Annotated in this window: 23 protein-coding genes and 3 pseudogenes; 18 read left to right on the top strand and 8 right to left on the bottom strand. The window is 67.1% G+C overall.

Translation table 11 applies throughout. From position 1 onward, the window contains the following. Nucleotides 1-90: 90 nt before the first annotated feature. Together QP165_RS05840 and QP165_RS05835 are read left to right on the top strand one after the other, a co-directional pair. Nucleotides 91-1,890, top strand: a complete 1,800-nt coding sequence (locus tag QP165_RS05840) for a hypothetical protein (protein ID WP_333994381.1) — start codon at nucleotides 91-93, stop codon at nucleotides 1,888-1,890. A gap of 112 nt (nucleotides 1,891-2,002) precedes the next feature. After that, nucleotides 2,003-3,484, top strand: coding sequence for a CYTH and CHAD domain-containing protein (locus QP165_RS05835; protein WP_333994378.1), 1,482 nt, complete (start codon nucleotides 2,003-2,005; stop codon nucleotides 3,482-3,484). Between the two features lie 52 nt (nucleotides 3,485-3,536). Here QP165_RS05835 and QP165_RS05830 read toward each other — a convergent pair whose 3' ends face one another. From QP165_RS05830 to QP165_RS05815, 4 genes and pseudogenes are all read right to left on the bottom strand, one after another. Next, nucleotides 3,537-4,265, bottom strand: coding sequence for an EAL domain-containing protein (locus tag QP165_RS05830; protein WP_333994376.1), 729 nt, complete (start codon nucleotides 4,263-4,265; stop codon nucleotides 3,537-3,539). A gap of 154 nt (nucleotides 4,266-4,419) precedes the next feature. Continuing rightward, nucleotides 4,420-4,791, bottom strand: a pseudogene (locus QP165_RS05825) (diguanylate cyclase domain-containing protein); the annotation flags it as partial. A gap of 20 nt (nucleotides 4,792-4,811) precedes the next feature. Beyond that, nucleotides 4,812-5,906: a PAS domain-containing protein gene (locus QP165_RS05820; RefSeq protein WP_333994374.1), complete on the bottom strand. Its 1,095-nt coding sequence runs from the start codon at nucleotides 5,904-5,906 to the stop codon at nucleotides 4,812-4,814. Between the two features lie 106 nt (nucleotides 5,907-6,012). After that, complete coding sequence (locus QP165_RS05815) at nucleotides 6,013-7,782, bottom strand: fatty acyl-AMP ligase (RefSeq protein WP_333996957.1); 1,770 nt, start codon at nucleotides 7,780-7,782, stop codon at nucleotides 6,013-6,015. Between the two features lie 159 nt (nucleotides 7,783-7,941). On the opposite strand from QP165_RS05815, the gene QP165_RS05810 reads away from it, so the two are divergent. The 4 genes from QP165_RS05810 (at nucleotide 7,942) to QP165_RS05795 (ending at nucleotide 10,292) form a co-directional block, all read left to right on the top strand. Continuing rightward, nucleotides 7,942-8,514, top strand: a complete 573-nt coding sequence (locus QP165_RS05810) for a regulatory protein RecX (RefSeq protein WP_333994372.1) — start codon at nucleotides 7,942-7,944, stop codon at nucleotides 8,512-8,514. 148 nt (nucleotides 8,515-8,662) lie between these two features. Continuing rightward, nucleotides 8,663-9,250: a cold-shock protein gene (locus QP165_RS05805; RefSeq protein ID WP_443019357.1), complete on the top strand. Its 588-nt coding sequence runs from the start codon at nucleotides 8,663-8,665 to the stop codon at nucleotides 9,248-9,250. Nucleotides 9,251-9,309: 59 nt separating this feature from the next. Next, nucleotides 9,310-9,828: a DUF192 domain-containing protein gene (locus tag QP165_RS05800; protein ID WP_333994368.1), complete on the top strand. Its 519-nt coding sequence runs from the start codon at nucleotides 9,310-9,312 to the stop codon at nucleotides 9,826-9,828. 71 nt (nucleotides 9,829-9,899) lie between these two features. Continuing rightward, nucleotides 9,900-10,292, top strand: coding sequence for an NADH:ubiquinone oxidoreductase subunit NDUFA12 (locus QP165_RS05795; protein ID WP_056016158.1), 393 nt, complete (start codon nucleotides 9,900-9,902; stop codon nucleotides 10,290-10,292). Here QP165_RS05795 and QP165_RS05790 read toward each other — a convergent pair. Continuing rightward, nucleotides 10,265-10,582, bottom strand: a complete 318-nt coding sequence (locus QP165_RS05790) for a hypothetical protein (RefSeq protein WP_333997077.1) — start codon at nucleotides 10,580-10,582, stop codon at nucleotides 10,265-10,267. The two genes, QP165_RS05795 and QP165_RS05790, sit on opposite strands and share 28 nt — an antisense overlap. On the opposite strand from QP165_RS05790, the pseudogene QP165_RS05785 reads away from it, so the two are divergent. After that, nucleotides 10,491-10,724, top strand: a pseudogene (locus tag QP165_RS05785) (DUF2155 domain-containing protein); the annotation flags it as partial. The gene QP165_RS05790 and the pseudogene QP165_RS05785 overlap by 92 nt on opposite strands. Before the next feature lie 35 nt (nucleotides 10,725-10,759). Here the strand turns inward: QP165_RS05785 and aat are convergent. The 3 genes from aat to QP165_RS05770 form a co-directional block, all read right to left on the bottom strand. Next, nucleotides 10,760-11,482 (bottom strand): leucyl/phenylalanyl-tRNA--protein transferase, encoded by a 723-nt coding sequence (gene aat, locus QP165_RS05780; protein ID WP_056016155.1) that lies wholly within the window; start codon nucleotides 11,480-11,482, stop codon nucleotides 10,760-10,762. 12 nt (nucleotides 11,483-11,494) lie between these two features. After that, on the bottom strand, nucleotides 11,495-12,205 hold the full coding sequence (locus tag QP165_RS05775; RefSeq protein ID WP_333994364.1) for a ParA family protein: 711 nt from the start codon (nucleotides 12,203-12,205) through the stop codon (nucleotides 11,495-11,497). A gap of 192 nt (nucleotides 12,206-12,397) precedes the next feature. Then, nucleotides 12,398-12,805, bottom strand: coding sequence for a hypothetical protein (locus tag QP165_RS05770; RefSeq protein WP_333994362.1), 408 nt, complete (start codon nucleotides 12,803-12,805; stop codon nucleotides 12,398-12,400). A 439-nt stretch (nucleotides 12,806-13,244) separates the two neighbouring features. Here QP165_RS05770 and QP165_RS05765 point away from each other — a divergent pair, with 439 nt between their 5' ends. From QP165_RS05765 to murD, 11 genes and pseudogenes are all read left to right on the top strand, one after another. Then, the gene (locus QP165_RS05765; protein ID WP_333994360.1) at nucleotides 13,245-13,433 is read left to right on the top strand and encodes a hypothetical protein; all 189 of its coding nucleotides are present in this window, start codon (nucleotides 13,245-13,247) and stop codon (nucleotides 13,431-13,433) included. A 160-nt stretch (nucleotides 13,434-13,593) separates the two neighbouring features. Continuing rightward, nucleotides 13,594-14,574, top strand: a complete 981-nt coding sequence (locus QP165_RS05760) for a cysteine synthase A (protein ID WP_056018761.1) — start codon at nucleotides 13,594-13,596, stop codon at nucleotides 14,572-14,574. 71 nt (nucleotides 14,575-14,645) lie between these two features. Then, on the top strand, nucleotides 14,646-14,921 hold the full coding sequence (locus QP165_RS05755; protein WP_235532194.1) for a hypothetical protein: 276 nt from the start codon (nucleotides 14,646-14,648) through the stop codon (nucleotides 14,919-14,921). A gap of 312 nt (nucleotides 14,922-15,233) precedes the next feature. Further along, a complete protein-coding gene (locus QP165_RS05750; RefSeq protein ID WP_333994355.1) occupies nucleotides 15,234-15,734 on the top strand; it encodes a division/cell wall cluster transcriptional repressor MraZ in 501 nt (166 codons plus the stop codon). Continuing rightward, a complete protein-coding gene (gene rsmH / locus QP165_RS05745) occupies nucleotides 15,731-16,693 on the top strand; it encodes a 16S rRNA (cytosine(1402)-N(4))-methyltransferase RsmH (protein WP_333994353.1) in 963 nt (320 codons plus the stop codon). The genes QP165_RS05750 and rsmH overlap by 4 nt, the downstream gene beginning before the upstream one ends. Continuing rightward, nucleotides 16,690-17,331: a hypothetical protein gene (locus QP165_RS05740; protein ID WP_333994350.1), complete on the top strand. Its 642-nt coding sequence runs from the start codon at nucleotides 16,690-16,692 to the stop codon at nucleotides 17,329-17,331. The genes rsmH and QP165_RS05740 overlap by 4 nt, the downstream gene beginning before the upstream one ends. Next, nucleotides 17,328-19,067 carry a peptidoglycan D,D-transpeptidase FtsI family protein gene (locus tag QP165_RS05735; RefSeq protein ID WP_056016137.1) on the top strand — a complete coding sequence of 580 codons (1,740 nt, stop codon included), beginning with the start codon at nucleotides 17,328-17,330 and terminating at the stop codon, nucleotides 19,065-19,067. The genes QP165_RS05740 and QP165_RS05735 overlap by 4 nt, the downstream gene beginning before the upstream one ends. A 170-nt stretch (nucleotides 19,068-19,237) precedes the next feature. Then, nucleotides 19,238-20,624 (top strand): annotated as a pseudogene (locus QP165_RS05730) (UDP-N-acetylmuramoyl-L-alanyl-D-glutamate--2,6-diaminopimelate ligase). After that, nucleotides 20,612-22,003: a UDP-N-acetylmuramoyl-tripeptide--D-alanyl-D-alanine ligase gene (locus tag QP165_RS05725; protein WP_333994347.1), complete on the top strand. Its 1,392-nt coding sequence runs from the start codon at nucleotides 20,612-20,614 to the stop codon at nucleotides 22,001-22,003. The pseudogene QP165_RS05730 and the gene QP165_RS05725 overlap by 13 nt, the downstream one beginning before the upstream one ends. After that, on the top strand, nucleotides 22,004-23,074 hold the full coding sequence (gene mraY, locus QP165_RS05720) for a phospho-N-acetylmuramoyl-pentapeptide-transferase (RefSeq protein WP_056016134.1): 1,071 nt from the start codon (nucleotides 22,004-22,006) through the stop codon (nucleotides 23,072-23,074). Further along, on the top strand, nucleotides 23,071-24,375 hold the full coding sequence (gene murD, locus QP165_RS05715) for a UDP-N-acetylmuramoyl-L-alanine--D-glutamate ligase (protein WP_333994346.1): 1,305 nt from the start codon (nucleotides 23,071-23,073) through the stop codon (nucleotides 24,373-24,375). Before mraY ends, murD begins: the two co-directional genes overlap by 4 nt. Nucleotides 24,376-24,385 lie beyond the last annotated feature (10 nt).

The following is a 24,385-nucleotide window of genomic DNA, read 5'->3' as shown; positions in this document are numbered from 1 at the left end:
TCGTAACTAACGATTCTCCCATTCTCTATAATATACGCATCAAGAGAGAGCCTTCGCAGGAATTGGGCTGGGTCTCGGAGGGGGTGGATCATGACCGCAAAACGCTCGATGAGACTGGCCGGCGTCGCGACGATCATCGTCGCGGCCGCATTGGCGGCCGCGACGACCAACGGGAGCGGGGCATCCGCAGCGGCGGTGACGGTCGTCGCAGCCGGTGCGACGTCAAATGGCGCAGGTGCTATCAACGGCGCACCAGCGACATCGGTCGGCCGGACCGCGGAGGCGGCGACCATTCCTGCCCCGGTGACGGGCTTTCAATTCGGCGTCCAGACGCATTTCAGCCAGGGCTGGCAGCCGTCATGGCTGGCGTTGACGTCGCAGATCGGTACGCGCGTCATCCGCGACACGGTGAACTGGGCGAGCGTCGAGAAGACACCCGGGACCTATGTCTTCACGGGCACCGCGATCGACACGCTTGCCGGTTTCTGCGCGACCGGCGGCAAGCTCAGTCTGACGATCGTGCCGCGCAACGCGCTGTATGACGATGGCAAGATGGTCTATTCGACTGCCGGACAGGCGGCATTCGCGACCTATCTTCGCAAGTTGCTCGACCGGTTCGGCGGATGCGTCACCGCGCTCGAAATCGGCAACGAGATCAACGGCAACAACGCGCTCGACTATCCGGCCGGCTATGACCAGTCGCAGACCTATGTCGCCACGCTCCGCGCCATGTATCAGCCGCTCAAGACGGCGCACCCCGAAGTCTCGATCCTCGGCGGATCGACCAATACGATCGGCACCGGCTTCCTCGACAAGATGTTCGCTGCCGGAATGCTCGACGTCGTCGACGGCGTCGCGGTGCATCCCTATCGGCCCGAGGCGGAGGGGATCGACCTCGAGATAAACCATCTGAACGACGTGATGCGGCGGTACGGAACGCCGAAGCCGGTCTGGGCGACCGAATATAGCTACGGCGTTCCCGATCCGCGGCTCGCGTCTGCATCGCTCGTCAAATCGGTGCTGCTCCTCTACGCTTCGGGCGTGACGCATGCGAACTGGTACGCGCTGGTCGAGCAGAGCGGCTTTCCGTACATGGGGTTGTTCGCGTCGAACACGATCAAGCCGGTCGGCGTCGCCTATCGTGCGGTGGTCGATCATATCCTGCCATTCGGTGCGCCGGTGCGTGTCAATCTCGGCACGCGCCCGATCTATCTCTACAAGATCGGAGCCGATCGCTACGTCGTCTGGGGCGGCGGCGGCACGATTGCCTTCACGGGGACCACGACGCTCCGCGACATGTACGGCGCGGTCATCCCCGGTGGTGCCGGCGGGGCGATCACGATCCGGCCCGAGCCGGTCATCATCAGTGGTGCGACCGGGTATACGCTCGGCGAGGACAGCGTGATCGCGGACACGCTGCTGCAATATGGCGTCGCACCCTGGACGTATTTGCGGCGCAATGGGGCGGGAAAGAACACCGCGCTCGAGCTGTTCGATAACAAGTTCACGAGCTATTTCGGCGACATCTGGTCTCAGCCTCTTCGCATCAACACCACGTCGGCAGCGCCGTCGGGCGATGGTGCCGCGCCGATGCGCGCGGTCATCCGCTATACCGCGCCCAAGGCCATGCAGGTCGATCTCAATGCCTGCTTCATGAAGGCGGTCGCGGGCGATGGCGTCGACTACCGCATCGAACGCAATGGCGTTGCACTGGCCACCGGCGTGCTGATCGACAAGATCATGATCACGGCGCTTCCCGTCAATGTCGCGGCCGGTGACAGGATCGAAATCTCGTTCGGTCCGAACAAGACATACGGCAACGACTTGCTGTCCTACCACGCCACGTTGAACAAGCGCGGGGCCGTGGCCCCCGCTCTTTGCTATGCCTGAGCACGCATGACCAAGGCCGCGCGCGAACTGGTCGGTTGATGCCCGTCATGACTTGAGGCTGTCAGCCGCGCTCGTACGTTGTCCCGTGAGGCAATCGCGATCGGGAAACGTCATGGCGCAGGAAATCGAGCTGAAGCTGGTGGTGACGGACGCCGCCGCCGACAAGGTCGCCGACCTCGTTGCGGCCACGCTGTTCCCCGATGTGTCCGGCAGTACCGCGACGTTGCACGCGACCTATTTCGATACGCCCGATCAGCGGCTGCGCAAACACGGCGCCTCGCTCCGCATTCGACGCAGGGCGGACGAGCGGATCCAGACGATCAAGACCGATTCGGCCAAGGGGGCGGGGCTGTTCAGTCGTCCCGAATGGGAACGCGCGGTCGACGACGATACTCCGATCCTTGACGATACGACGCCGCTGGCGCTTTTGCCGGGTCCGCCACTGGAGGGTGTCGACCCTGTGTTCACCGTCGCCGTCGAGCGGACGACTTGGCGGGTGCGGGATGACGTCGCGGATATCGAGATCGTACTCGACCGGGGTAGCGTCACCGCCGGGGATCGAAGCTCTCCCGTCTGCGAGATCGAACTCGAGCTCAAGCAGGGCGATCCCGCCGTGTTGTTTGCGCTGGCGCGGCGGATCGGCGAACTGATCCCGGTCCGGCTCGGCGTCCTGACGAAGTCGGAGCGGGGATACGCGCTGTCCGACGCCAGCGCGCGCGCGTTCAAGGCAGAGCCAGTGCACCTCGACGTGGCCATGACACCTGCGGCGGCGCTGCAGGCGATCATCGGCGGGTGCCTGCGCCACTATCGGCTGAACGAGGCGATCCTGCTCGAAACGCGCGCGCCAGAGGCGCTGCATCAGGCGCGCGTCGCACTGAGACGGCTTCGCTCCGCGCTCAAGATCTTCAAATCCGTGGTGGGAAAGGAAGACGCGGGCCGGTTACAGGCGGAGGTGCGGCCACTGGCGCGCGTCCTCGGCACGGCACGCGATCTCGACGTGCTGTCCGACGCCGTGACGAGCAAAATCGGTCGGGGGCCGGTCCATACGCAGGTCGAGCATCTCCGCGATACCGCGTATGAGGCGGTCGACGCCACACTTGGATCGGCACGGACGATGCAGGTGATGCTCGATCTCGTGGCATGGTCGGCAACGGGTCCCTGGCTCGATGCGGCAGCGACGGCGACGGCTAGGGCGATGCCGGTATCGGAATTTGCCGCGATGAGCCTTCGCAAACGACGCAAGCAATTGAAGATCAATCACGCGTCGCTGGAGGATCTCGACACGAACGCGCGTCATCGCCTCCGCAAATCGGCCAAGACCTTGCGCTACGCTGCCGAATTCTTTGCCGGGCTCTTTGAGAAGGAGGGGCAGAAGCGGCGGCGCGCGGGGTTCGTCCGCACACTGGAAAAACTCCAGGACCGGCTCGGGATCCTCAACGATCGTTCGACAGCGCCAATGCTGCTGCGGGACCACGGCCTGCTCGAGCTGGACGGCGCGGCGGCGCTGATCGATCGGCACGGGGTGGACAAGTTGGTTCACCGCGCGGGGAAAGCGCACCGCAGGCTGCTCGATCGCAAGCGATTCTGGGATTGATCGGGAGCGACCGGCACGAATATCGCCGATCTGCTCTGTAAGGGCGATGAGCTCAGGCCGCGATGATGGTGGTGACCAGTTCGTTGGCGAGCGCGCGCGCTTCCTCGACGGGCAGGGGGCGGCCAAACAGATAGCCCTGCGCCCGCGTGCAGCCGAGTGCCTCGACGATCCGGCGCTCGGCCTCGGTCTCGACGCCTTCCGCCGTGGTGGCGATGCCTAGGCTGTGCGCGAGCGCGACCACCGCGCGGATGATCGCAAGCGCCTCGCGGCCGCCATGCGATGCCGCCTCGACGAAGCTGCGGTCGATCTTGATCGACGAGAAGCGCGTCCGGCTGAGATAGCCGAGCGATGATTGTCCGGTCCCGAAATCATCGAGACTGAGCCGTACGCCGAGCTTGAGGATCCGATCGAGAACGATGCCGACGCCGTGTCCCTTGTGCAGGAACAGACCCTCGGTCACCTCGAGCTCGAGCCTTTCGGGTGCGAGGTCCGCATTTGCGAGCGCGGCGGTGACCATCGCTACGAACCCCGGGTTGTAGAGCTGCTCGGGCGAAACGTTGACGGCAACGCGCACGTTCGCCGGCCAGCGCGCCGCCTCGCGGCACGCGGTTCGCAGCACCCAGTCACCGATCGGGGCGATCAGCCGCGTTTCCTGCGCAATCGGAATGAACTTGGCCGGGGAGACGTCGCCCAGATCGGCGCTCCGCCATCGCAGCAGCGCCTCGAAGCCCTGCAACATCGTCGTGTCGGTATCGACGATGGGCTGATATTCGAGATGCATCTCGTCCCGTTCGATCGCGCTGCGCAGCGCGATCTCGAGGATCCGACGCTCTTCTGCCTGTGCGTGCAATTCGGGTTCGTAGGTGCGGTAGAACTCCGCGGCCGGCATCCTTGGCGCGGTAGAGCGCCAGATCCGCGGAGCGGACCAGCATCTCGGAAGTACGGCCGTCGCGCGGGCCGACCGCGATTCCGACGCTCGCGCCGATATACAAGGTGTGGTGATCGATCTCGTAAGGGCGTGACAGCGCGTCGATGATCCGTTGCGCGAGCGTCTCGACGCCGGCGACATCGGTCGCATCCGGAATGATCACCGCGAATTCATCGCCGCCCAGCCGGCCGCACGTCCCGCTTGCCCCCATCAGCGCGTCGAGGCGCGCGGCAACGCCGCACAGCAGCCGGTCGCCGATCGGGTGGCCGAGCGTGTCGTTGACCGCCTTGAAGCGGTCGAGATCGAGCATCATGAACGCGTACCGGCCGATCACGGGATCGGTTTCGCTGATCGCCAGCGACAACGTTTCGTTGATCATCAGCCGGTTGGGCAGGCCCGTCAGCGCATCGTACCGGGCCATGCGATTGATCTTGTCGGCCGATGCGCGCTGGTCCGTGACGTCCGACCCGACCCCCGGAAACCGCAGAACGTCCCCCGATTGTCGAAGCGCGGCGATGCCGAGACCTCCCACCAGCGTTCTTCCCCCGCGATCCACACGGGCAGGCGCACGGCACTGAAGCTTTTCCGCGCCTTCAACTTCTTGGCGAGGGTGCGCAGTCCGGGGGCAAAGTGACCGGTATCCCATGTCGGGCCGGCAAGGACCTGCAGAAACGGCATGCCCTCGAGAAGCGCCGCGTCCTGCTCACATGCGACCGCGAGTTGCCTGTTGGCACGCACGATACGACGTCCGCCGTCGATCTCCCACAGCCAGTGCGCGCCCGTCGCCTCGAACTCGCGCAGCAGGAGGCTGACGGTCTCGTCGCGCTCGTCAAGCGCCAGTCCCGCGGTCTCGATGATGGCGAGCGCTTTCGCGCGGCTCATGCAGATCGTCAGCAGCAGGATCGTGAAGATCAGCGTGGCAACACCCGCCACGGGCGCGCCGGTGAGCACGAGGCACGAAGCCGTGACCAGACCGAACGCAAGCAGGAAGGCGGTGGTCGCCAGCGCCAGCGGTGCCATGAAGAAGGCGGTGGCGGTCGAGAACAGCATGAGCGCGATGCCCGGCCCGAGGGCGCGGATCGGCTTTCCCTGCATACACAAAAGTATCGGCAGAACCGACAGGACCAGCCCGAGCGCAAGTCCGTTCCACGCGGTCTGACGGATGTCGGTTCGGCTCGCGTGACTGAACGCACGGGGCGGGGTCAATGCCATCCGGACCGCCCCCGCTGCCGCCGTCGCCACGGTCATGACCATCCAGAGGAGGATCTCCCACAACGGCATGCTGTGATACAGCAGCGCGCCGCAGAGCGTTACGGTGAGCACCGCCGCGCCGAGCATCAACCAGATACGGTGTCGCCCCGCCAGCAACTGGCGCGCACGGATCAAGCCCCATTCGTGCGAATCGGTCGCCGAAAACGTCAGCAACGCCTTCAAAGTGACGCGTTCCGCCTCCTGCGGGACGCAAGCTAACGTTTCGTTGGGGAGAAGCGACAATCTGTTCACCCCTCTGCACTTAACGAATGTTAGTTATCACATCCCTAGGAACGCCAATTTTGTAAGAAATAACTGGTCCATTTTGGGGCTATCGGTCAGCGGCCCCTCAAGCGGCGATATCGTAAGGCTTGATGTCACCGCTCAGATACAGGTTGCGCGCCTTCGCGCGGCTCAGCTTGCCCGACGACGTGCGCGGCAACGTGCGCGGCGGTATCAGCTCGATCACGCAGTTCATCCCGGTCACCGAGCGGACGCGCTCGCGGATCTCGTCGCGAAGACGCAGTCGCTCGCCTTCGTCCGAACTGCGGCACTGCACGAGGACCGCAGGCGTTTCCTCGCCACCGGGCGTGGTGATCGCGAACGCGGCGATGTCGCCGGCCTTGAAGCCCGGCAGCTGTTCGACCGCCCATTCGATGTCCTGCGGCCAGTGGTTCTTGCCGTTGACGATGATCATGTCCTTGGCGCGGCCGACGATGTAGATATAGCCGTCGGACATGTAGCCCATGTCGCCGGTGTCGAGCCAGCCGTCGGCCATGCACGCGTCGGTCGCCGCGTCGTCGCGGAAATAGCCGACCATGACCGACTTGCCCTTGCACCAGACCTTGCCGATCGCGCGCTCGGGCAGCGGCGTGCCGTCCTCTTCGCGGATCTCGATCCGCATGTCGCGGACGGGTTTGCCGCAATTGACGATCGCGCGGTAACGCTGCGGTCGGTCTTCCCCGCGCGAGCCGCCCGAAAGCTGCGTTTCCTCGACCAGTTCGACGCGAATGCCTTCGCCTGGCGGCATCAGCGATACGGCCAGCGTCGCCTCGGCGAGGCCATAGCTCGGGAGGAATGCCGACGCCTTGAAACCGGCATCGGCGAAGGCATCGACGAACGACTGCATCACGTCGGGGCGGATCATGTCGGCACCGTTACCCGCGACGCGCCAGCGCGACAGGTCGAACCGTTCGCTCGCCTTGGTCTGCGACGACATGCGGCGTGCGCAGATATCATAGCCGAACGTCGGCGAATAGCTGAGCGTGGTCCCCGTGTTGCGACTGACGAGGTCGAGCCAGGCGAGCGGACGACGCGCGAAATCCTCGGTCTTCAGATAGTCGGTCGAAACCTGGTTGGCGATCGGCGAGAGGAAGCAGCCGACCAGGCCCATGTCGTGATACCAGGGCAGCCACGATACGCAGCGATCGGTCGCGCAGACCTCCATGCCGTGGCTGTGCGCGGCGAGGTTGTTCAACAGCGCTTCGTGCGTGATGACCACGCCGTGCGGGAAACGGGTCGAGCCGCTCGAATATTGCAGATAGGCGATATCGTCGGAGCGGGCTTCGGGCAGTGCCGCTTCGGGGGCATCGCGCGTCGCGAACTCGGACCAGTCGACGCCGATCGTCTCGGCCAGACGGGCCGCCTCGCTTGCCATCTGCGCGAGTTCGGGCGGATAGATCAGCATCTTGGGATCGCAGCTCGACAGCTGGATCCGGAGTTGCTCGATATAGGACACGCGGCCGCCGAACGACGTCGGCAGCGGCAGCGGCACCGGCCAGGCGCCGGCATAGACGACGCCAAAGAACAGCGCGGCGAACTCGGCGCCGGTTTCGGCGACCAGCGCGATGCGGTCCTTCGGTGCAACCCCCGCGGCGATCAGGCGATCCGCCATCTTGCGCGCATCGCGCTGAAGCTGCGCATAGGGATAGGGCTGCGTCAGCGTACCGCGCGCGTCGTGGAAGTTGAGCCCGCGTGTCCCGGTCGCGGCATAGTCGAGCGCATCACCGAGCGTCGCGAAGTCGGCGAAGCGACGCGGCAGCGCATCCTCGGTCGGGGTCGCCGTCACGTTCGGGGCAGCCCGGTCGATCGCCGGCTTCGCCAGCGGGTCGGTCGTCATCGCCCGAGAAGTGTCGATCGTCATCTGCGTCCTGTCTGTCCCGTCGCGGCCTGTCTTCGGACATTCCACTCCTGTGACCTCGCATGCCACGCCCCGTTTTGGAGCACGCACGCAGGCCGTGGCGTTCAAAATCCTATCCCAGTGTGGCACAATGATGGCGTGACCAAAGACCGTCGTCGAGAAAAGCCTGAAAAACGCGTGCCGAAGCCGCTCGATGCTGCGTCGCTGGAGCGTCTTGCGCTGCATTATGTCGAGCGATTCGCGACGACCCGCGGACGGCTGAGCGACTATCTGCGTCGCAAGCTGCGTGAGCGCGGCTGGGCCGACGGCGCGGGCGCGGCGCCGGATCCAGACGCGCTGGCGCAGCGGCTCGCCGATCTCGGCTATATCGACGATCGGGGTTTTGCCGAGGCGCGAGCCGCGTCGATGCAGCGCCGAGGGCTGGGCGCGCGGCGGGTGGCGGGCGCCTTTCGCGCGGACGGCATCGAGGACAGCGACGCGGATGCGGTGGCGCCCGCGATTGCCGATCGCGGCGTCGATGCCGCGCTGGCCTATGCCCGTCGCAAGCGGCTTGGCCCGTACGGCGATCCCGATCGCGTTCAGGGCGACGATCGCGCGGTTCGGCAGAAACAACTCGCGGCGATGATCCGTGCGGGTCATAGCTTTGAGTTGGCGCGCAAAATCCTGGCGGCTCCGGCCGCGGACGATTTCGATCCAGCGGATTTCGCGTGACAGTACATCGCATGTTGTTGCGGCTGCGAGGAAGCGTGCTAGCAAGGGGTGGGGGTGCGTAACGATGCGTGGTGAGACGCAAGTTGGTGGTGGCGTGGACAGGGCGGCGCAGCAGGTTGCGGACGCCGTGATCGGCATGCCCGTCGCGATGGCGATCAACGCGGTCCCGAACATCGGGATCGCCGGAGAGCAGGTGCCCGTGGCCGAGCCGGCGGTCTATGGCGGCGTCGTCAAATGGTTCGACGTCACGCGCGGGTTCGGCTTCGCGGTCGCCGACGATTCCGCGATCGGCGATATCCTCATCCATTTCTCCGTCCTCCAGCCGCATGGCCGCCGCAGCCTGCCCGAGGGTGCGCGGATCGAGGCGGTGGCGGTGCAACGCGGGCGTGGCTTTCAGGCGCGCGAGATCCTCTCGATCGATCTGAGCAACGCGGTCGATGAAACCGCGATCCGTGCCGCGGCGAGCGCTGCCGGGGCACCCGACCGGATCGATCCCGTCACGCTGATCGATGCGGCCGGGCCTTTCGAACCCGTGATGGTCAAATGGTTCAACCGGCTGAAGGGCTATGGCTTTCTCGTCCGCGACAGCGATGGGCGCGACGTCTTCGTCCATATGGAAACGCTGCGGCGCGCAGGGATCGATGCGGTCGAACCCGACCAGCCGCTGCAGGCGCGGATCGTCACGGGTCGCAAGGGGCCGCTTGCGGTTGCCGTGGAGCAAGGGCCCGGGGCCTGATACCGCGCGTGCTGGTCGGCCCGGTCGCAGCCGCGCCCGGTATAATTTGGGATAATGTCATGCGTAAGATCTTGCTCGCGTCCGTTCTCGCTCTGGGGCTTTGCGCCTGCTCGAGCGGGGATGCCAATGGTGGGGATGTGCGGGGGGATCGCGGTGCGGCGAACGGGGGCGTCGCGGACGCCGCAAAGACGCTGACGGTGACGATCCGCAGTGCAAACGGTGCGCATGTCTTCACGGTCGAGCCCGCGCGGACCGACGCGGAGCAGGCGCAGGGACTGATGTACCGCACCGACCTCAAGCCCGACCGCGGCATGCTGTTCGCGCCCTATCCCGCCGGTGGCGGGGGCCCGCGCGAGGCGAACTTCTGGATGAAGAACACGCCGAGCCCGCTCGACATCGTTTATATCCGCGCGGACAAGACGATTGCGCGCATCGCGGAGAATACCGTGCCGTTTTCCGAAGCGCCGATCCCGTCCGGCGAGCCGGTCGCCGCGGTGCTCGAGATCATGGGCGGGCGCGCCGGCGAGCTCGGGATCGCGGAAGGCGATCGCGTCGAATGGACGGACAAGGCCGGCTGAGCGCGGTGCGGTTCGACGGCGTGATCGCGTTCGAGGTTGCTGGCGCCGCGCTCACTCGCTAAGCGGCGGCTATGGGATTTCTCGCATCGACCTTCACGTGGTGGAACGGCGCCACCCTCGGCACCAAATTCGGCCTTCGCGGCAAGACGCGGATGGGCGAGGACGCGCTCGGGAACGTTTATTACGAGGGCGGCAAGGACACCGCGGGCAACCCCCGCCGCTGGGTGATCTACCAGGGGGCGACGGATGCGAGCCGCGTTCCCCCGGCGTGGTTCAGCTGGCTGCATCACCAGGTCGCTGATGTTCCCGACCGCGCGCTGCCGCCGGTCCGTGCCTGGCAGAAGCCGGCGGTCGCGAATCTGACGGGCACCGCCCTGGCCTATCGTCCCGCGGGGGCACTCGAAAAGGGTGGACGCCGTGCGGCCGCGACGGGCGATTATGAAGCCTGGACGCCCGAAGGATGACCCGGCGGATCGCTGCGGCGATCCTGATTGTCGTCGTGGTGATCGGGGGCTGGCTGGGATACCGCGCCATGTCCGACCGTGGCGCCGCGCCGGTCGCTGCGGTCCAGCAGGATCTGCCTGGCGCGGACCAGCCCGGCGACGATCTCGATCGAGACAATCGACACGGGCGCGGCATCGCTTGCCAATGGCGGCACGCCGATGGCGCAGCGCGTCGCGGTGATCGGGCTGCTCAACAAGCGTAATGGCGATACCCGGGAGGTCACGCTCAAGCCGGGGCAGGCGACGCGCATGGGCGACGTCGTGCTACGCCTGCGCGCCTGCGAACAGACCGCGCCGTGGGAGACGGAGCAGCTGACCGGTGCGTTCGTCCAGGTCGTGGTGCGCGGCACCGACAAGCGCTGGCGACAGACATTTTCGGGATGGCTCTACAAGGAGCGTCCCGCGCTGAACGCGGTCCAGCACCCGATCTACGACGTCTGGGCCAAGAGCTGCGCGATGACGTTCCCGGCGACCGGGCCCGATACCGCACCCGTCGCGGAAGCCGCGGCGAAGCGGTCGAGCGCGAAGAAATCGCCCGCCGCCGAGCCGGTCCCGGCTGAATCCTCGCCGGCCACGCCCTCGATCGCGCCCCTGAGCAACGCGACATAGGCGTTGCGGTCGATCTCGACGGCGCCCAGCGAGGCGAGGTGCGCCGTCTGGAACTGACAATCGAGCAGGTCGAACCCGCCCGCCTTCATGCGTGCGACGAGATGCGCGAGCGCGACCTTCGATGCGTCGGTCGCGCGGCTGACCATGCTCTCCCCGAAGAATGCCCGGCCCAGCGCGAGTCCGTATAACCCGCCGACCAGCGCTTCGCCGTCCCAGCATTCGATCGAATGCGCGAACCCCATCGTGTGGAGCTGAAGGAAGACGCGCTCGATCCCGGTGTTGATCCAGGTCTCGGGTCGGTTGTCGACGCTTTCCGCGCACAACGCGAGGATGTCCGGGAACGCGGTGTCGACCGTGACGCGAAAGCGATCCCTGACAATCGTCTTGCGCAGCGAGCGCGCCAGATGAAAGCCGTCGAGCGGCAGGATTGCACGGCGTCGGGGTTCGACCCAGTAGACGCTGTCCGCGTCGCGGCTGTCGGCCATGGGAAAGACGCCGACGGCATAGCCACCGAGCACGATTTTGGGATCGAGTTGCTCCATGGTTATGGACGATCAGCCTGCCAGGCGCCGTTCGATCGTGCGCCACAGCGTGTCGAACGCGGCAGCGGCGCTCGATCGCGGCGCGAAGACGCCGACGGGGGCACGCTGCGCGGTCATCGATTCGATCACGCTGCTCATCGGGATTACCGGCCATTCGGGTCGCGCGGCGATCGCGTCGGCATGCAGGCGTCGACGGCGATCGACCATCACATGCACGGGAAGGATCGGGGTCCGGCCGCCCAGATGCCGCACGACATCCTCATAGGCGCGCTGCGACAGCGGCGAGGGGATGACGGGCACGACGATCAGGTCGGCGGCGCGCATGACCTGATCCGCGGTCTCGGTCAGTCCCGGCGGACAATCGAGAACGACACGGTCGTAATCGGTCAGTTCGGCAATCAGCTTTTCCAGCCGCTTCTTCTTGTCGATCGCATGGAAGAGGTGATCCAGCCCACGCAGCGACGCGTCGGCGCCGATCAGGTCGAGATGAGGAATCGCGGTCGGCTGCGCGCGCTTGCGAACCGCAATGTCCTTCGAGAACATCGCCTGCGCCTGATCGCGCCCGGCACCGCCATGCATCAGGAAGGTGCTGGCCGCCTGCGGATCGAGATCCCAGAGCAAGGTGCGCCGCGCGGACCGCGCCGCCGAGCACCACGCCAGATTGACCGCGAGCGTCGTCTTTCCGACGCCGCCCTTCAGGCTGTAGATCGCAATGGTTGCCATGGCGGTCAGCGTGGCGCGGCCAGCAGCGAATGGCAAGGCACGCTCCCCTGAGCGGCAAGCGCGGGGCTTGGCCGCGGGACTGGGCCGCGGGGCCGGGCGTGGCGCCGGGCAGTCCGTCCAACCGAAAGCGGGGAACGGTCGCGGACACACCGCGACCATTCCCCGACGGCATCGATCAGGATCGGACAGCGATCAGATGTGGCAGGTCTGGCTGCCCTTGCCGGGTCGCGTCAGGTCGATTGCCTTCTCGTTGCCGGTCATCGACCAGCCACCCTCGGCAACCAGCGGCTCGCCGGCAGCGGGGGCCTTGAGCGTGGTGGCGGTGTCGCCTTCCTTGAGGCGGATATTGGCCTGCTTGTCGCCCTGGAAGAACGTCACATAGACCAGGCTGTTGTCCTTGCAGCGCATCGTCTGCTCGGACTTGATCGATGGCGGCAGTTCGACCGGGCCGGCATTGGCGAGCTGGTTGGCCATCGGATCCGGGTTGCTGTCGACAACCTCGGGCGCGGCGGGCTTGGAGTTGCAGGCGGCCAGCGCGAGCAGCGCGGCGACGGCGGTGATGGGGAGGGGGTCTTCATGGTGCGAAGCGACTTCGCGCATGCAGCAAATGCCGTCAAGCCGTAGCGGTACCGTTACCGCGGCGCGCCTTCGGACCATCCCTGCGGCAGGTCGGCTCGCCGCAATCCGCATGTTGGACCATGCAGCGCCGACGCGCGAAACGTTGTTTGGCGGGGATATGTCGGGCATTGCGGTCGGGCAGCGAACGGTTGATCGGGCAGGCTGTCGTCGGCCGGGACAGGCGTGCCGGGCACGGCGTTGGCGAGGCGGAGCTGGATCGTTTTGGTGCACTGCCGTCCGGGACGCATGATTCTGCTCTTTCGCTCGAGGCCATGGCGGGCCCATGGGCACGATCGGAAGAGCGCCTCGGCGAATCGGGGACGACGGCGCGGGGATGGTGGCGCCGGCGAAAAACATGGCGGCGGCAACGGTGCGATCAACGGCTGCGCTATAGTATGAAACACCGTCGAAAGGACGACGCATGACGCGAAATGACGACCCGTTCGATCGCCTGACCGCGATCGCGCAGTTGATTGCGGACGCACTCGCGCTCGCGGACGAAGGCAGTGAATCGCTGCTCGGCGCCAAGCTGTCCGATGCGCAGGCCTGCGTGGACTCGCGCCTCGATATGCTGGCCGGTGGCCGGCGGCTGGGCTGCGGGCGGTCCTGAGCCTGCCAGCCTCCTAACCGCTGACCCTCATGCTCCCGGCTCCATGCGGAGCTGGCCTTTGCGATCCGCGTTATCCCTGCCGTGCGGAGATCGCTTCTGTGGCGTATAGATTCGCGTGCTTGCCCTTGGCTGGGGTCGGCGCCATCTAGCCCGGATGCAGATGACAACCGATACGCAGACGCTACCCGACACGCTCGCCCTGATCGGCAACACGCCGCTGGTACGCCTCAAGGGGCCCAGCGACGCGACGGGCTGCGACATTTTCGGCAAATGCGAGTTCGTGAACCCGGGCGCCTCGATCAAGGATCGCGCGGCGCTGTCGATCGTCGAGGACGCCGAGGCGCGCGGGATGCTGGCACCCGGCGGAACGATCGTCGAGGGGACGGCGGGCAATACCGGGATCGGTCTTGCGCTGGTCGCCAATGCCAAGGGGTACAAGACGATCATCGTCATGCCCGAGACGCAGAGCCGGGAGAAGATGGACACGCTGCGCGCGCTGGGCGCGGAGCTCGTCCTCGTTCCCGCGGCGGCGTTTTCGAGCCCCTGCCATTTCGTCCACACGTCGCGGCGGATCGCCGAGGAGACGCCGGGTGCGATCTGGGCGAACCAGTTCGACAATACCGCGAACCGCCGCGCGCATATCGTCGGCACCGCCGAGGAGATCTGGGCGCAGATGGACGGCCGGATCGACGGCTTCACCTGTGCGGCGGGCACTGGGGGCACGATCGCTGGTGTCGGTCTCGGGCTCAAGGCCAAGGACGAGGGGGTCTGCATCGCGCTCACCGACCCGCATGGCGCTGCGCTGTATAATTATTATGCGCATGGCGAACTGAAGTCCGAGGGATCGTCGGTGGCCGAGGGGATCGGGCAGGGGCGGATCACCGCCAATCTCGAAGGCGCACCCATCGACACGCAGTTCCGGATCTCGGATGCCGAGGGCTATGAATGGACGCGGCGGCTGCTCGACGAGGAGGGGCTGTGCCTCGGCCTGTCGTCGGGGATCAACGTCGCCGGCGCGGTCGCGCTCGCGCGGCAGCTGGGGCCGGGAAAGCGGATCGCGACGATATTGTGCGATACCGGATTTCGCTACCTGTCGACGCTCTATAATGCCGAATGGCGCGCGTCGAAGGGACTTGCTTGAGAAGCATCCAAGCCACCCCGGATGCGGCCGTTCGACAAATGCGCGGTGATCGGGTAGCTAAACACGCCAAGATGCAGAACGGACACGTACCTTCGCAGACCATGCAGCGGATCAAGGTCGGTATGATCGGCCTTGCCGCGGTGGTTCTGTTCATCGGCCTTGCAAGCGCGATCATTGGATCGGCGACGCGGGAACGGCCCGTCGTTGCCGCGGGCTCGGCGCAGGCGGATGTCGTCGCGAACATGGCGGTCTCGAACACCACGGCCTCCGACGGCACTGACGAGCCACTCGCCGAAATGGGGCTCGCGCCGAGCGTCAATGCGCAGGCGCCTGCCGCCAAGCCTTAACCGCCGGATGCTGCCGGATCACGCCGTCCTTTCGTGCTTTGCGCGCTATTGGCCTTGCGCCCGACTTTCCCTTGAGTCTCAATATCATGGCGTGTGGCTTGGTCCGCCGTTGGTCGCGCGCGCCCGCTCGATTGGACGAATTAACCTTCTGATTCCGTGAAATCCCCAAAAATCCCGTTGCGTCCCCGTTTCGCTGTGATAGACCGAGGTTAACACAGGGGCACGGTCACCGAGCGCGATTGCGCGGTCGGATTGCAGCGCGAGCTGCGATTCGAAGCGGGAAGTCGTGCACGCCATTCGCGGGATATTGGCGTGTCGGACAGAGGGCGGTATCAGGGAGACGGCATCGGCCTTGTCGACGACAAGGGCCGGGTAGCCATCCCTTCCGCACTTCGGACGATCCTGTCGGCAAACGCCCCCAAGGCAAACGGCAAGGACGGCGGAACCATCATCATCGGCGCGCATCAGAAGAACCGGTGCCTGGTCGCGTATGACCCGGGCTATGTCGCGCTGCTCGCTGAAAAGCTCGACCGGCGCGAGGCCGAGAACACGCGCGAGGACGGCGAATACGACTATAACATCAAGCGTCGCGCGGCGTCTGGCGAGGCGGTGCCGTTCGATGGCTCGGGCCGCTTCATCATGCCCGCCTTTCCGCGCTTCTATGCCGGGATCAAGACGCACGCGTTCTTCTACGGCGTGCTCGACTATATCGAGATCTGGGACCCCGCCGCGCTCGTCGCGACGCCGGACATGCCCGATGTCGTCAAGGAGATGGCGCGCTTTTACATGGCCGAGAAGGGGGTCGCGCTGTGAGCGATCTGCTGCCCCAGGACGATGCGCCGCACGTTCCCGTGCTGATGGACGAGGTGCTTGCCGCGCTGGCCCCCGCACCCGGCGAGACGATGGTCGACGGGACGTTCGGCGCCGGCGGCTATACCCGCGCGCTGCTGTCGCGAGGCGCGCGCGTGATCGCGTTCGATCGCGATCCCGATGCGATCGAGGCGGGTCGCGCGCTCGCCGATGCGCATGACGGCCTGACGCTGGTCGCCGCCGACTTCTCCGCGATGGTCGCCGAGCTCGAGGCACGCGACGCGTTGCCCGTCGACGGGATCACGCTCGATATCGGCGTGTCGTCGATGCAGCTCGATCGGGCCGAGCGTGGCTTTTCGTTCCAGTCGGACGGTCCGCTCGACATGCGGATGGCGCAGGCGGGGATGTCGGCCGCGGACTTCGTCAACGAGGCGGACGAGGCCGAGATCGCCGACGTGCTGTATCAATATGGCGACGAGCCCAAGTCGCGGCGCGTCGCGCGTGCGATCGTCGCGGCGCGGCCGCTGACGCGCACCGGCGAGCTGGCGCACGTTATCCGTCGCGCGCTCGGCTACAAGGCGCACGACAAGAAGGACCCGGCGACGCGCGCGTTCCAGGCGATCCGCATCCACGTCAACCGCGAGCTCGGCGAACTGGCGGACGGCCTGCTCGCCGCGGAGCGCGCGCTCAAGCCCGGCGGACGGCTCGCGATCGTGACGTTTCACAGCCTCGAGGACCGGATGGTGAAGCGGTTCCTGCGCGCGCGGTCCGGCGCTGCGCCTTCAGGTTCGCGTCATCTTCCGCAGGCGAAAAGCGTGGCGGAACCGAGTTTTACCGATGTCGGACGCCCCGTGCGCGCCGGCGAGGACGAGCTGGCACGCAACCCGCGTGCACGCTCTGCGACTTTACGAACGGCGCGGCGGACCTCCGCGCAACCTTGGACGGAAGAGGTGACGACATGACGGCGGCGTATCGGTTGAAGGGTGTGGGCTGGTTCGGGGGCTGCGTGGCCGTCGTGCTCGGTTTCTACCTCGTTTCGCTGCAGGTCGCCGCCGAACGCAAGAAGCTGGAGGCCGTCAATGGTCAGATCCGGTTCGCCGAGCGCGACATCCGTGCGCTCGAGACCGAGTTCGACACGCGCGCCAACCTGGTGCAGCTCGAACGCTGGAATGGCGACACGCTGGCGTTGTCCGCGCCGACCGCTGGCCAGTTCGTCGCAAGCAGATCGGCGTTGGCCGCGCTCGACGTGAACCAGATCGGCAACCGCGGGACGATCCAGACCGCGCAGCTCCTGGTGCCGTCGATGCCGGTGATCGCGCCCGTTGCAGCGCCCGTTGCAGCGCCCGCAGCCGTGACCAACGTCGGCGTGCAGACCGCCGCGGTCGCAGCGGCGCTGAAACCCGTCGTGATCCGTGCGTCGGTCCAGATGCCCAAGTCCGCCGAGGCCGCGATCGTCCGCGCAGCCTCGACCGAGCGCCTCGCCGCGGTCGCCAAGGTTCGTCCGCAGGCGGTCGCGATGCTCGATCGCAAGCTGCTGTCCGATACCACGCTCGGCTCGATCCTGAACGGCGCCCGCGCCGAGGCCGGGCGCCTGCGTTGACCACGCTCGTCGCCCGGCCAGTCTCCGAGCGGCGTACCGCGACGCAGCGCCATGCGCTGGTCGCGACGGCGCACATGCGCCTGATGATGCTGATGTTCCTGTTCGGCGCGGCCGTGCTGCTGGTCATCGGTCGGCTGGGCATGCTGGCGATCCAGGGGTCGCTGAGCGATCCAGCGGCACGCGCCGCCGCGATCGCCGCCCGCGGCGACATCGTCGATCGCAATGGCGCACCGCTCGCGCGGACGATCGATGCATGGACGATCGCGGTCCATCCCAAGAAGCTGATCGGCGACCCGACCGAGATCGCGGCGCGGCTCGCGGCGCTGATGCCCGACCGTGGCGACCAGGCGTTCTTCTATGCGCTGCTGACCAAGAATGTCAGCTTCAGCTATCTCCAGCGACGCGCGTCGCCCGCGCTGGTGGAACAGGTCAACGCGATCGGCGAACCCGCGATCGTGTTCGCGCGCGAGACGCAGCGGCTGTACCCGCAGTCGACGATGGCCGCGCATGCGCTGGGCTTCCTGTCGACCGACGGGCACGGCATGTCGGGCATGGAGCGCGTGCTCGACGAGCGGCTGACCAACCCGGCGCTCAACGGCACCCCCGTCGCGCTGTCGATCGACACGCGTGTCCAGGCCGCGATGGAAAGCGAACTCGCGCGCGCGGTGGCGTCGTTCCAGGCCAAGGCGGCGTCGGGCATCGTCCTCGACGTCGATACGGGCGAGGTCATCGCGATGACCTCGATGCCCGTCTTCAATCCCAACCGCGTCGGGATGGCGGGCACCGAACAGCTGCGCAACATGGGAACGCAGAGCGTGTACGAGCTCGGTTCGGTGTTCAAGCCGATCGCGATGGCGGCGGCGATCGACACGGGCGTCGTCACGTCGATGTCGCGCCGGTTCGACGCGACGGCGCCGATGCGCGTCGGCGGCTACACGATCCACGACGATCCGGGCGATGAGGAGAAGCGCTGGCTGAACATCCCGGAAACGCTGATCTATTCGTCGAACATCGCGACGGCGCGGATCGCCGACCAGATCGGTGCGACGGGCATGCAGACGATGTTCCGCAAGCTCGGGTTCGACACCAAGCCCGATATCGAGCTGCGTGAGAAGGGGCGTCCGATCTGGCCGACCTTCTGGGCGCGGACGACGGTCATGACGTCGGCATATGGCCACGGGATCGCGGTGACGCCGCTGCACCTCGCCAACGCCTATGCCACGCTCGTCAATGGCGGGATCTGGCGGCCGACGACGCTGCTCAAGATCGATCCGGCGCATATTCCCGCAGGGCGGCGCGTGATCAGCACGACGACGAGCGCGCGGATGCGCCAGCTGCTCCGGCTGATCGTGCAATATGGTACGGGTCGCAAGGGCGAGGCGCCCGGCTACCGCGTCGGGGGCAAGACGGGCACCGCGGAGATCGCGCAGGCGGGCGGGTACAACAAGCATACCAACGTCTCGACCTTTGCCGCAGCGTTCCCGATGGACGCGCCGCGCTATGTCGTCGTCGTGACGCTCGACTCGGCGAAGGGCAACAAGGAGTCCTACGGGTTCACCACCGCCGCCTGGACCGCGGCACCGGTCGTCTCGCGCGTGATCAGCCGGACCGGATCGATGCTGGGGGTGATACCCGACACCAATCGCGATATCGACGAGAGCGACTTGCTCCCGTTGTTGTGGCATGCGCCGGGGACTCCGGCATTCGGTGCGAAGCCGACGACCGGCGCGGAGTAAGCGGCTGAACGTCCGGTCATGAGATTTGGCCGTGACGGGACGGCCATGGGGATTGTGCCAATGAGGATGTTTGCATGAAACTGGCTACGCTGATCGGCGAAGAGACCGGCAGCGGCGGACATGCGTCGTCTGTACAGGCCGCCGTCCGACCGGTCGCATCCGGCGGAGACATGGACCGCAACGTCACCGGCTTTGCGATCGACCACCGCAAGGTCGCACCGGGGACGGTGTTCGGCGCGTTCAGGGGCGAACGCGTCAATGGCGAGGATTTCATCCCCGACGCGATCCGCGCGGGTGCGATCGCAGTAGTCGCGCGCCCCGGGCTGATGATCGACGGCGCGGCCTATATCGCCGACGAGACCCCGCGCGAGCGTTTCGCGCAGCTCGCGGCGCGGTTCTTTGCCCCCTTCCCCGAGACGACGGTCGCGATTACCGGCACCAACGGCAAGACCAGCTGTGTCGAGATGACCCGGCAATTGTGGCGGATGGCGGGGTTCCACGCCGCCTCGATCGGGACGCTCGGCGTGACGACCGCGGACGAGCGCGTGACGACCGGGCTGACGACGCCCGACGTGGTGACGTTCCTGTCGAACGTCGCCGGGCTCGCACGCGAGGGCGTGACTCACCTCGCATTCGAGGCATCGAGCCACGGGCTGACGCAGTATCGGACCGAGGGGCTTCCCGTAACGGCCGCCGCGTTCACCAATCTCAGCCGCGATCACCTCGATTATCACGGTGACATGGCGGCCTATTTCGCGGCGAAGATCCGCCTGTTCTCCGAGGTGCTCGGACGCGACGGCGTCGCGGTGGTCTGGGCCGACGATCCGCAGGCGGCGCGCGTGATCGATCTGGCGCGCGAACGCGGCAACCGGCTGGTGACCGTCGGCACGCGCGGCGACACGCTGCGGCTGGTCGGGCGCGATCCGACCTTGCTGGGGCAGGGGCTTAGAGATCGAGGCGGGTGGCACGACGTACACGGTGACGTTGCCGCTGATCGGCGGATATCAGGCGGCGAACGCGCTTGTCTCCGCAGGGCTGGTGATCGCGACTGGGGGCGATGTCGCGACGACGATCGCCAACCTCGCGCGGTTGCAGCCGGTGCGCGGGCGGCTCGAGCGCGCGGTGATCGCGCGGTCGGGCGCGCCGGTCTATGTCGACTATGCGCATACGCCCGATGCGCTGGAGGCGGCAATCGCGGCGCTCAAGCCGCATGCCGAGGGGCGGCTGATCGTCGTATTCGGCGCGGGCGGCGACCGCGACACGGGCAAGCGCGAGACGATGGGGCAGGTGGCGGTGCACTATGCCGACCGCGTCATCGTCACCGACGACAACCCACGTACCGAGGACGCCGCGCTGATCCGCCGCGACATCCTGAAGGGCGCGCCCGGCGCGATCGAGATCGGCGATCGGCGTGCGGCGATCAAGGCGGCGATCGACGAGGCCGGCGGCGACGACATCGTGCTGATCGCGGGCAAGGGGCATGAACAGGGCCAGATCGTCGGCGACATGGTGTTGCCGTTCGACGATGTCGGCGTCGCGCGCGAGTGCGCCGCGTGACCGGCGCCGCATCGCTGTGGACCGCCGCTGAGATCGCGGCGGCGACCGGAGGGACCGCCTCGGCGGACTTTCTAGTCGACGGCGTCGCGTTCGATTCGCGCGAGGTCGGCCCGCGCGACCTGTTCGTGGCGATGAAGGGCGAGGCGAGCGACGGTCATCTGTTCATCGACCAGGCGTTCGCGCAAGGCTCGGCGGGCGCGATCGTCTCCGAGCCATGCGATCATCCGCACGTCCTCGTCGCCGACAGTTTTCGCGCGCTGGAGGATCTGGCACGCGCGAGCCGGAAGCGCAGCGGTGCGACGATCATCGGGGTGACGGGGTCGGTCGGCAAGACCAGCGCGAAGGAGGCGCTGTTCGCGGCGCTCGATCGCGGCGCGCCCGGCGCGGTGCATCGCTCGGTCAAGAGCTACAACAATCATACCGGCGTGCCGTTGAGCCTCGCGCGGATGCCCCGCGACGCGCGCTTCGGCGTGTTCGAGATGGGGATGAACCATGCCGGCGAACTCGCGGCGCTGACCCGGATCGTTCGCCCGCACATCGCGGTCGTCACCGCGATCGCACCCGCGCACACGGCGTTCTTTCTCGACGAGAGCGCGATCGCCGACGCGAAGGGCGAGATCTTCGAGGGGCTCGAGCCCGGCGGCCGCGCGATCGTGCCGTTCGACAGCGTGCACCGCGATCGGCTCGTCGCAGCGGCAGCGCCGCATGCGGCGACGGTCGTGACGTTCGGGCTCGAAAAGGGTGCGGACGTCCGCGCGATCGAGACGGTGCGGCTGGCGACGGGGTCGACCTTCGTCACCGCGCAGTTCGGCGCGCATGAACTGAGCTTCACGATGGCGCAGCCCGGCATGCACTGGGTATCGAACGCGCTCGCGGTCCTCGCCTGTGTCGATGCGGCGGGGGCCGATCTGGGGCTCGCGGGGCTGGCACTTGCCGAACTTGGCGGGCTGCAGGGGCGCGGGGCGCGGTTCATGGCATCGCTGCCGGACGGCGAGGCGCTCGTGATCGACGAGAGCTACAATGCCAACCCGTCGTCGATGCGCGCGACGCTCGCGGTGTTGAAGCAGGAACCGGGGCGGCATGTCGCGGTCCTCGGCGAAATGCGCGAGCTGGGTGCGGCGTCGGCCGACTATCATGCGGGGCTCGCCGAGCCGATCCTCGCGGCAAACGTCGAAATGGCGCTGCTGGTCGGTGAAGCGATGGCGCCGCTCGCGCAGGCGCTTGAGGGGAAAGTCGAAACCGTCCATGTGGGCGACGCTGCGGCCGCGCTGACGTCGTTACGGACGATCCTGGCGCCGGGCGATGCGGTTCTCATCAAGGGATCGAACGGTGTAGGGCTCGCGCGTGTCGTGGCGAGCCTCGGGGGCGGGAAGACGTAAATGCTGTACTGGATCGCCGCACATCTGGGTTTCCCGGGTATATTGAACCTGCTGCGCTATCAATCGACGCGGACGGGCGGTGCGGTCGCGACCGCGCTGATCATCGGCCTGATCATCGGGCCGCGGTTCATCGGCTGGCTGCGCGTGCGACAGGGCAAGGGGCAGCCGATCCGCGCCGACGGCCCGCAGACGCATCTCGCCAAGCGCGGCACGCCGACGATGGGCGGGCTGATGATCCTGACCAGCATGACGCTGGCGATCCTGTTGTGGATGGACCTTGCCAACCCCTATGTCTGGGCCTGCCTGTTCGTGACGCTGGGGTTCGGCACGATCGGGTTCATGGACGATTACGACAAGGTGCGGAAGGCGAGCACCGCGGGGATTTCGGGGCGCACGCGGCTGCTGCTCGAATTCGCGATCGCGGGGATCGCCGCGACGATCATCATGTCGCAGAACGGGCCGCATCTGTACCTGCCGTTCACGTCGCGCATGTATATCGATCTCGGCTGGTTCTTCCCCGTCTTCGCCGCGTTCACGATCGTGTCGTTCGGCAATGCGGTGAACCTGACCGACGGGCTCGACGGACTGGCGACGATGCCGGTGATCATCGCGAGCGTGGCGTTCATGGTCATCGTCTATCTCGCGGGCAACGTGAAGTTCGCCGACTATCTCGGCATCCCGCACGTGCCGGGGGCGGGCGAGCTTGCGATCTTCTGCGGCGCGGTCGTCGGCGGCGGGCTGGCGTTCCTGTGGTTCAATGCGCCGCCGGCCGCGGTGTTCATGGGCGATACCGGGAGCCTCGCGCTGGGCGGCGCGCTCGGGACGATCGCGGTCGTCGCGCATCACGAGATCGTGCTCGGGATCATCGGCGGGCTGTTCGTCGCCGAGGCGCTGAGCGTGATCATCCAGGTGTTCTTCTACAAGCGGACCGGCAAGCGCGTGTTCCGGATGGCGCCGATCCACCATCATTTCGAACAGCTCGGCTGGAGCGAGCCGACCGTGGTGATCCGCTTCTGGATCATCGCACTGGTGCTGGCGCTGGTCGGCCTGTCGACGTTGAAGCTGCGGTGATCGTCGCGCAGGCCTGGCGCGGGAAACGCTTCGCGGTGCTCGGGCTCGCGCGGTCGGGCGCGGCGACCGTCCGGGCGCTGGTCGCCGGCGGGGCGAACGTCGTCGCTTGGGACGCCGACGAGTCGAAGCGTGCCGTCTTCGCTGCCGACCCCGTGCGGGGCGACGACGCGTGTCTCGAGCTGGCTCCGCTCGAGGATCTGGCGGGGTTCGACGCACTGATCGTGTCGCCGGGAGTGCCGCTGAACACGCATCCGCTCGCCGCGCGCGCGCGTGCGGCCGGAATCCCCGTCATCGGCGATATCGAGCTGTTCGCTCAGGCGCGGCGCGACCTACCGTCGCACAAGGTCGTCGGGATCACGGGCACGAACGGCAAGTCGACCACGACCGCGCTCGTGCATCACATCCTGGAGACCGCGGGCGTCCCCACGCTGATGGGGGGCAATATCGGGCTGCCGATCCTCGGGCAGGATCCGTTGCCCGCGGGCGGCGTCTACGTCCTCGAGCTGTCGAGCTATCAGATCGACCTGACGCAGACGCTCGACTGCGACGTCGCGGTGCTGCTCAACGTCACGCCCGACCATCTCGACCGCTATGACGGGTTCGAGGGCTATGCCGCGTCGAAGGCCCGGCTTTTCGCGATGCAGACCGCAGCCAGCGTGGCGATCGTCGGGACCGGCGATGCGACATCGGGCGCGATTGCCGCGCGGCTTGGCGGCAGCGGTCATCGGCTCGTGCCGATCGCCGCGGACCCGGCCGTGTCGAATGCCGACTGGCCGGCCTTGCAGGGGCCGCACAACCGGCAGAATGCCGCCGCGGCGATCGCCACGGCCGAGGCGCTGGGCGTCGATGCGCGCGATATCGACCGCGCGCTGATCAGCTTTACCGGGCTGCCGCACAGGATGGAGCGGATCGCGACGATCCGCGGCGTCGGCTATGTCAACGACAGCAAGGCGACCAACCCGGAGAGCAGCGCACCTGCGCTCGCGGCGTTCGAGCGGGTGCACTGGATCGTCGGTGGCCGGGCGAAGGGCGACGATCTCGACGCCTGCGCGCCGGCGTTCGGGCACGTCGTCCACGCCTATACGATCGGGGAGGCGGGCAGGACGTTTGCGGATCTGCTCCAGCCGGTGATGCCGGTCGAGCAGTCGGTCACCCTTGCGGTCGCGGTGTCGAGTGCCGCCGCCCGCGCGCAGCCCGGCGATACCGTGCTGCTGTCGCCGGCATGCGCGAGTTTCGATCAGTTTGCCGATTACGAAGCGCGCGGCGCCGCGTTTCGCGCCGCGGTGGAGCAGTTGGCATGACCGATATGCG

The organism is Sphingomonas sp. 22R3R2A-7 (genome assembly GCF_036856055.1).
Lineage (GTDB): Bacteria > Pseudomonadota > Alphaproteobacteria > Sphingomonadales > Sphingomonadaceae > Sphingomonas.
This window is presented reverse-complemented; position numbering and strand designations above follow the sequence as displayed.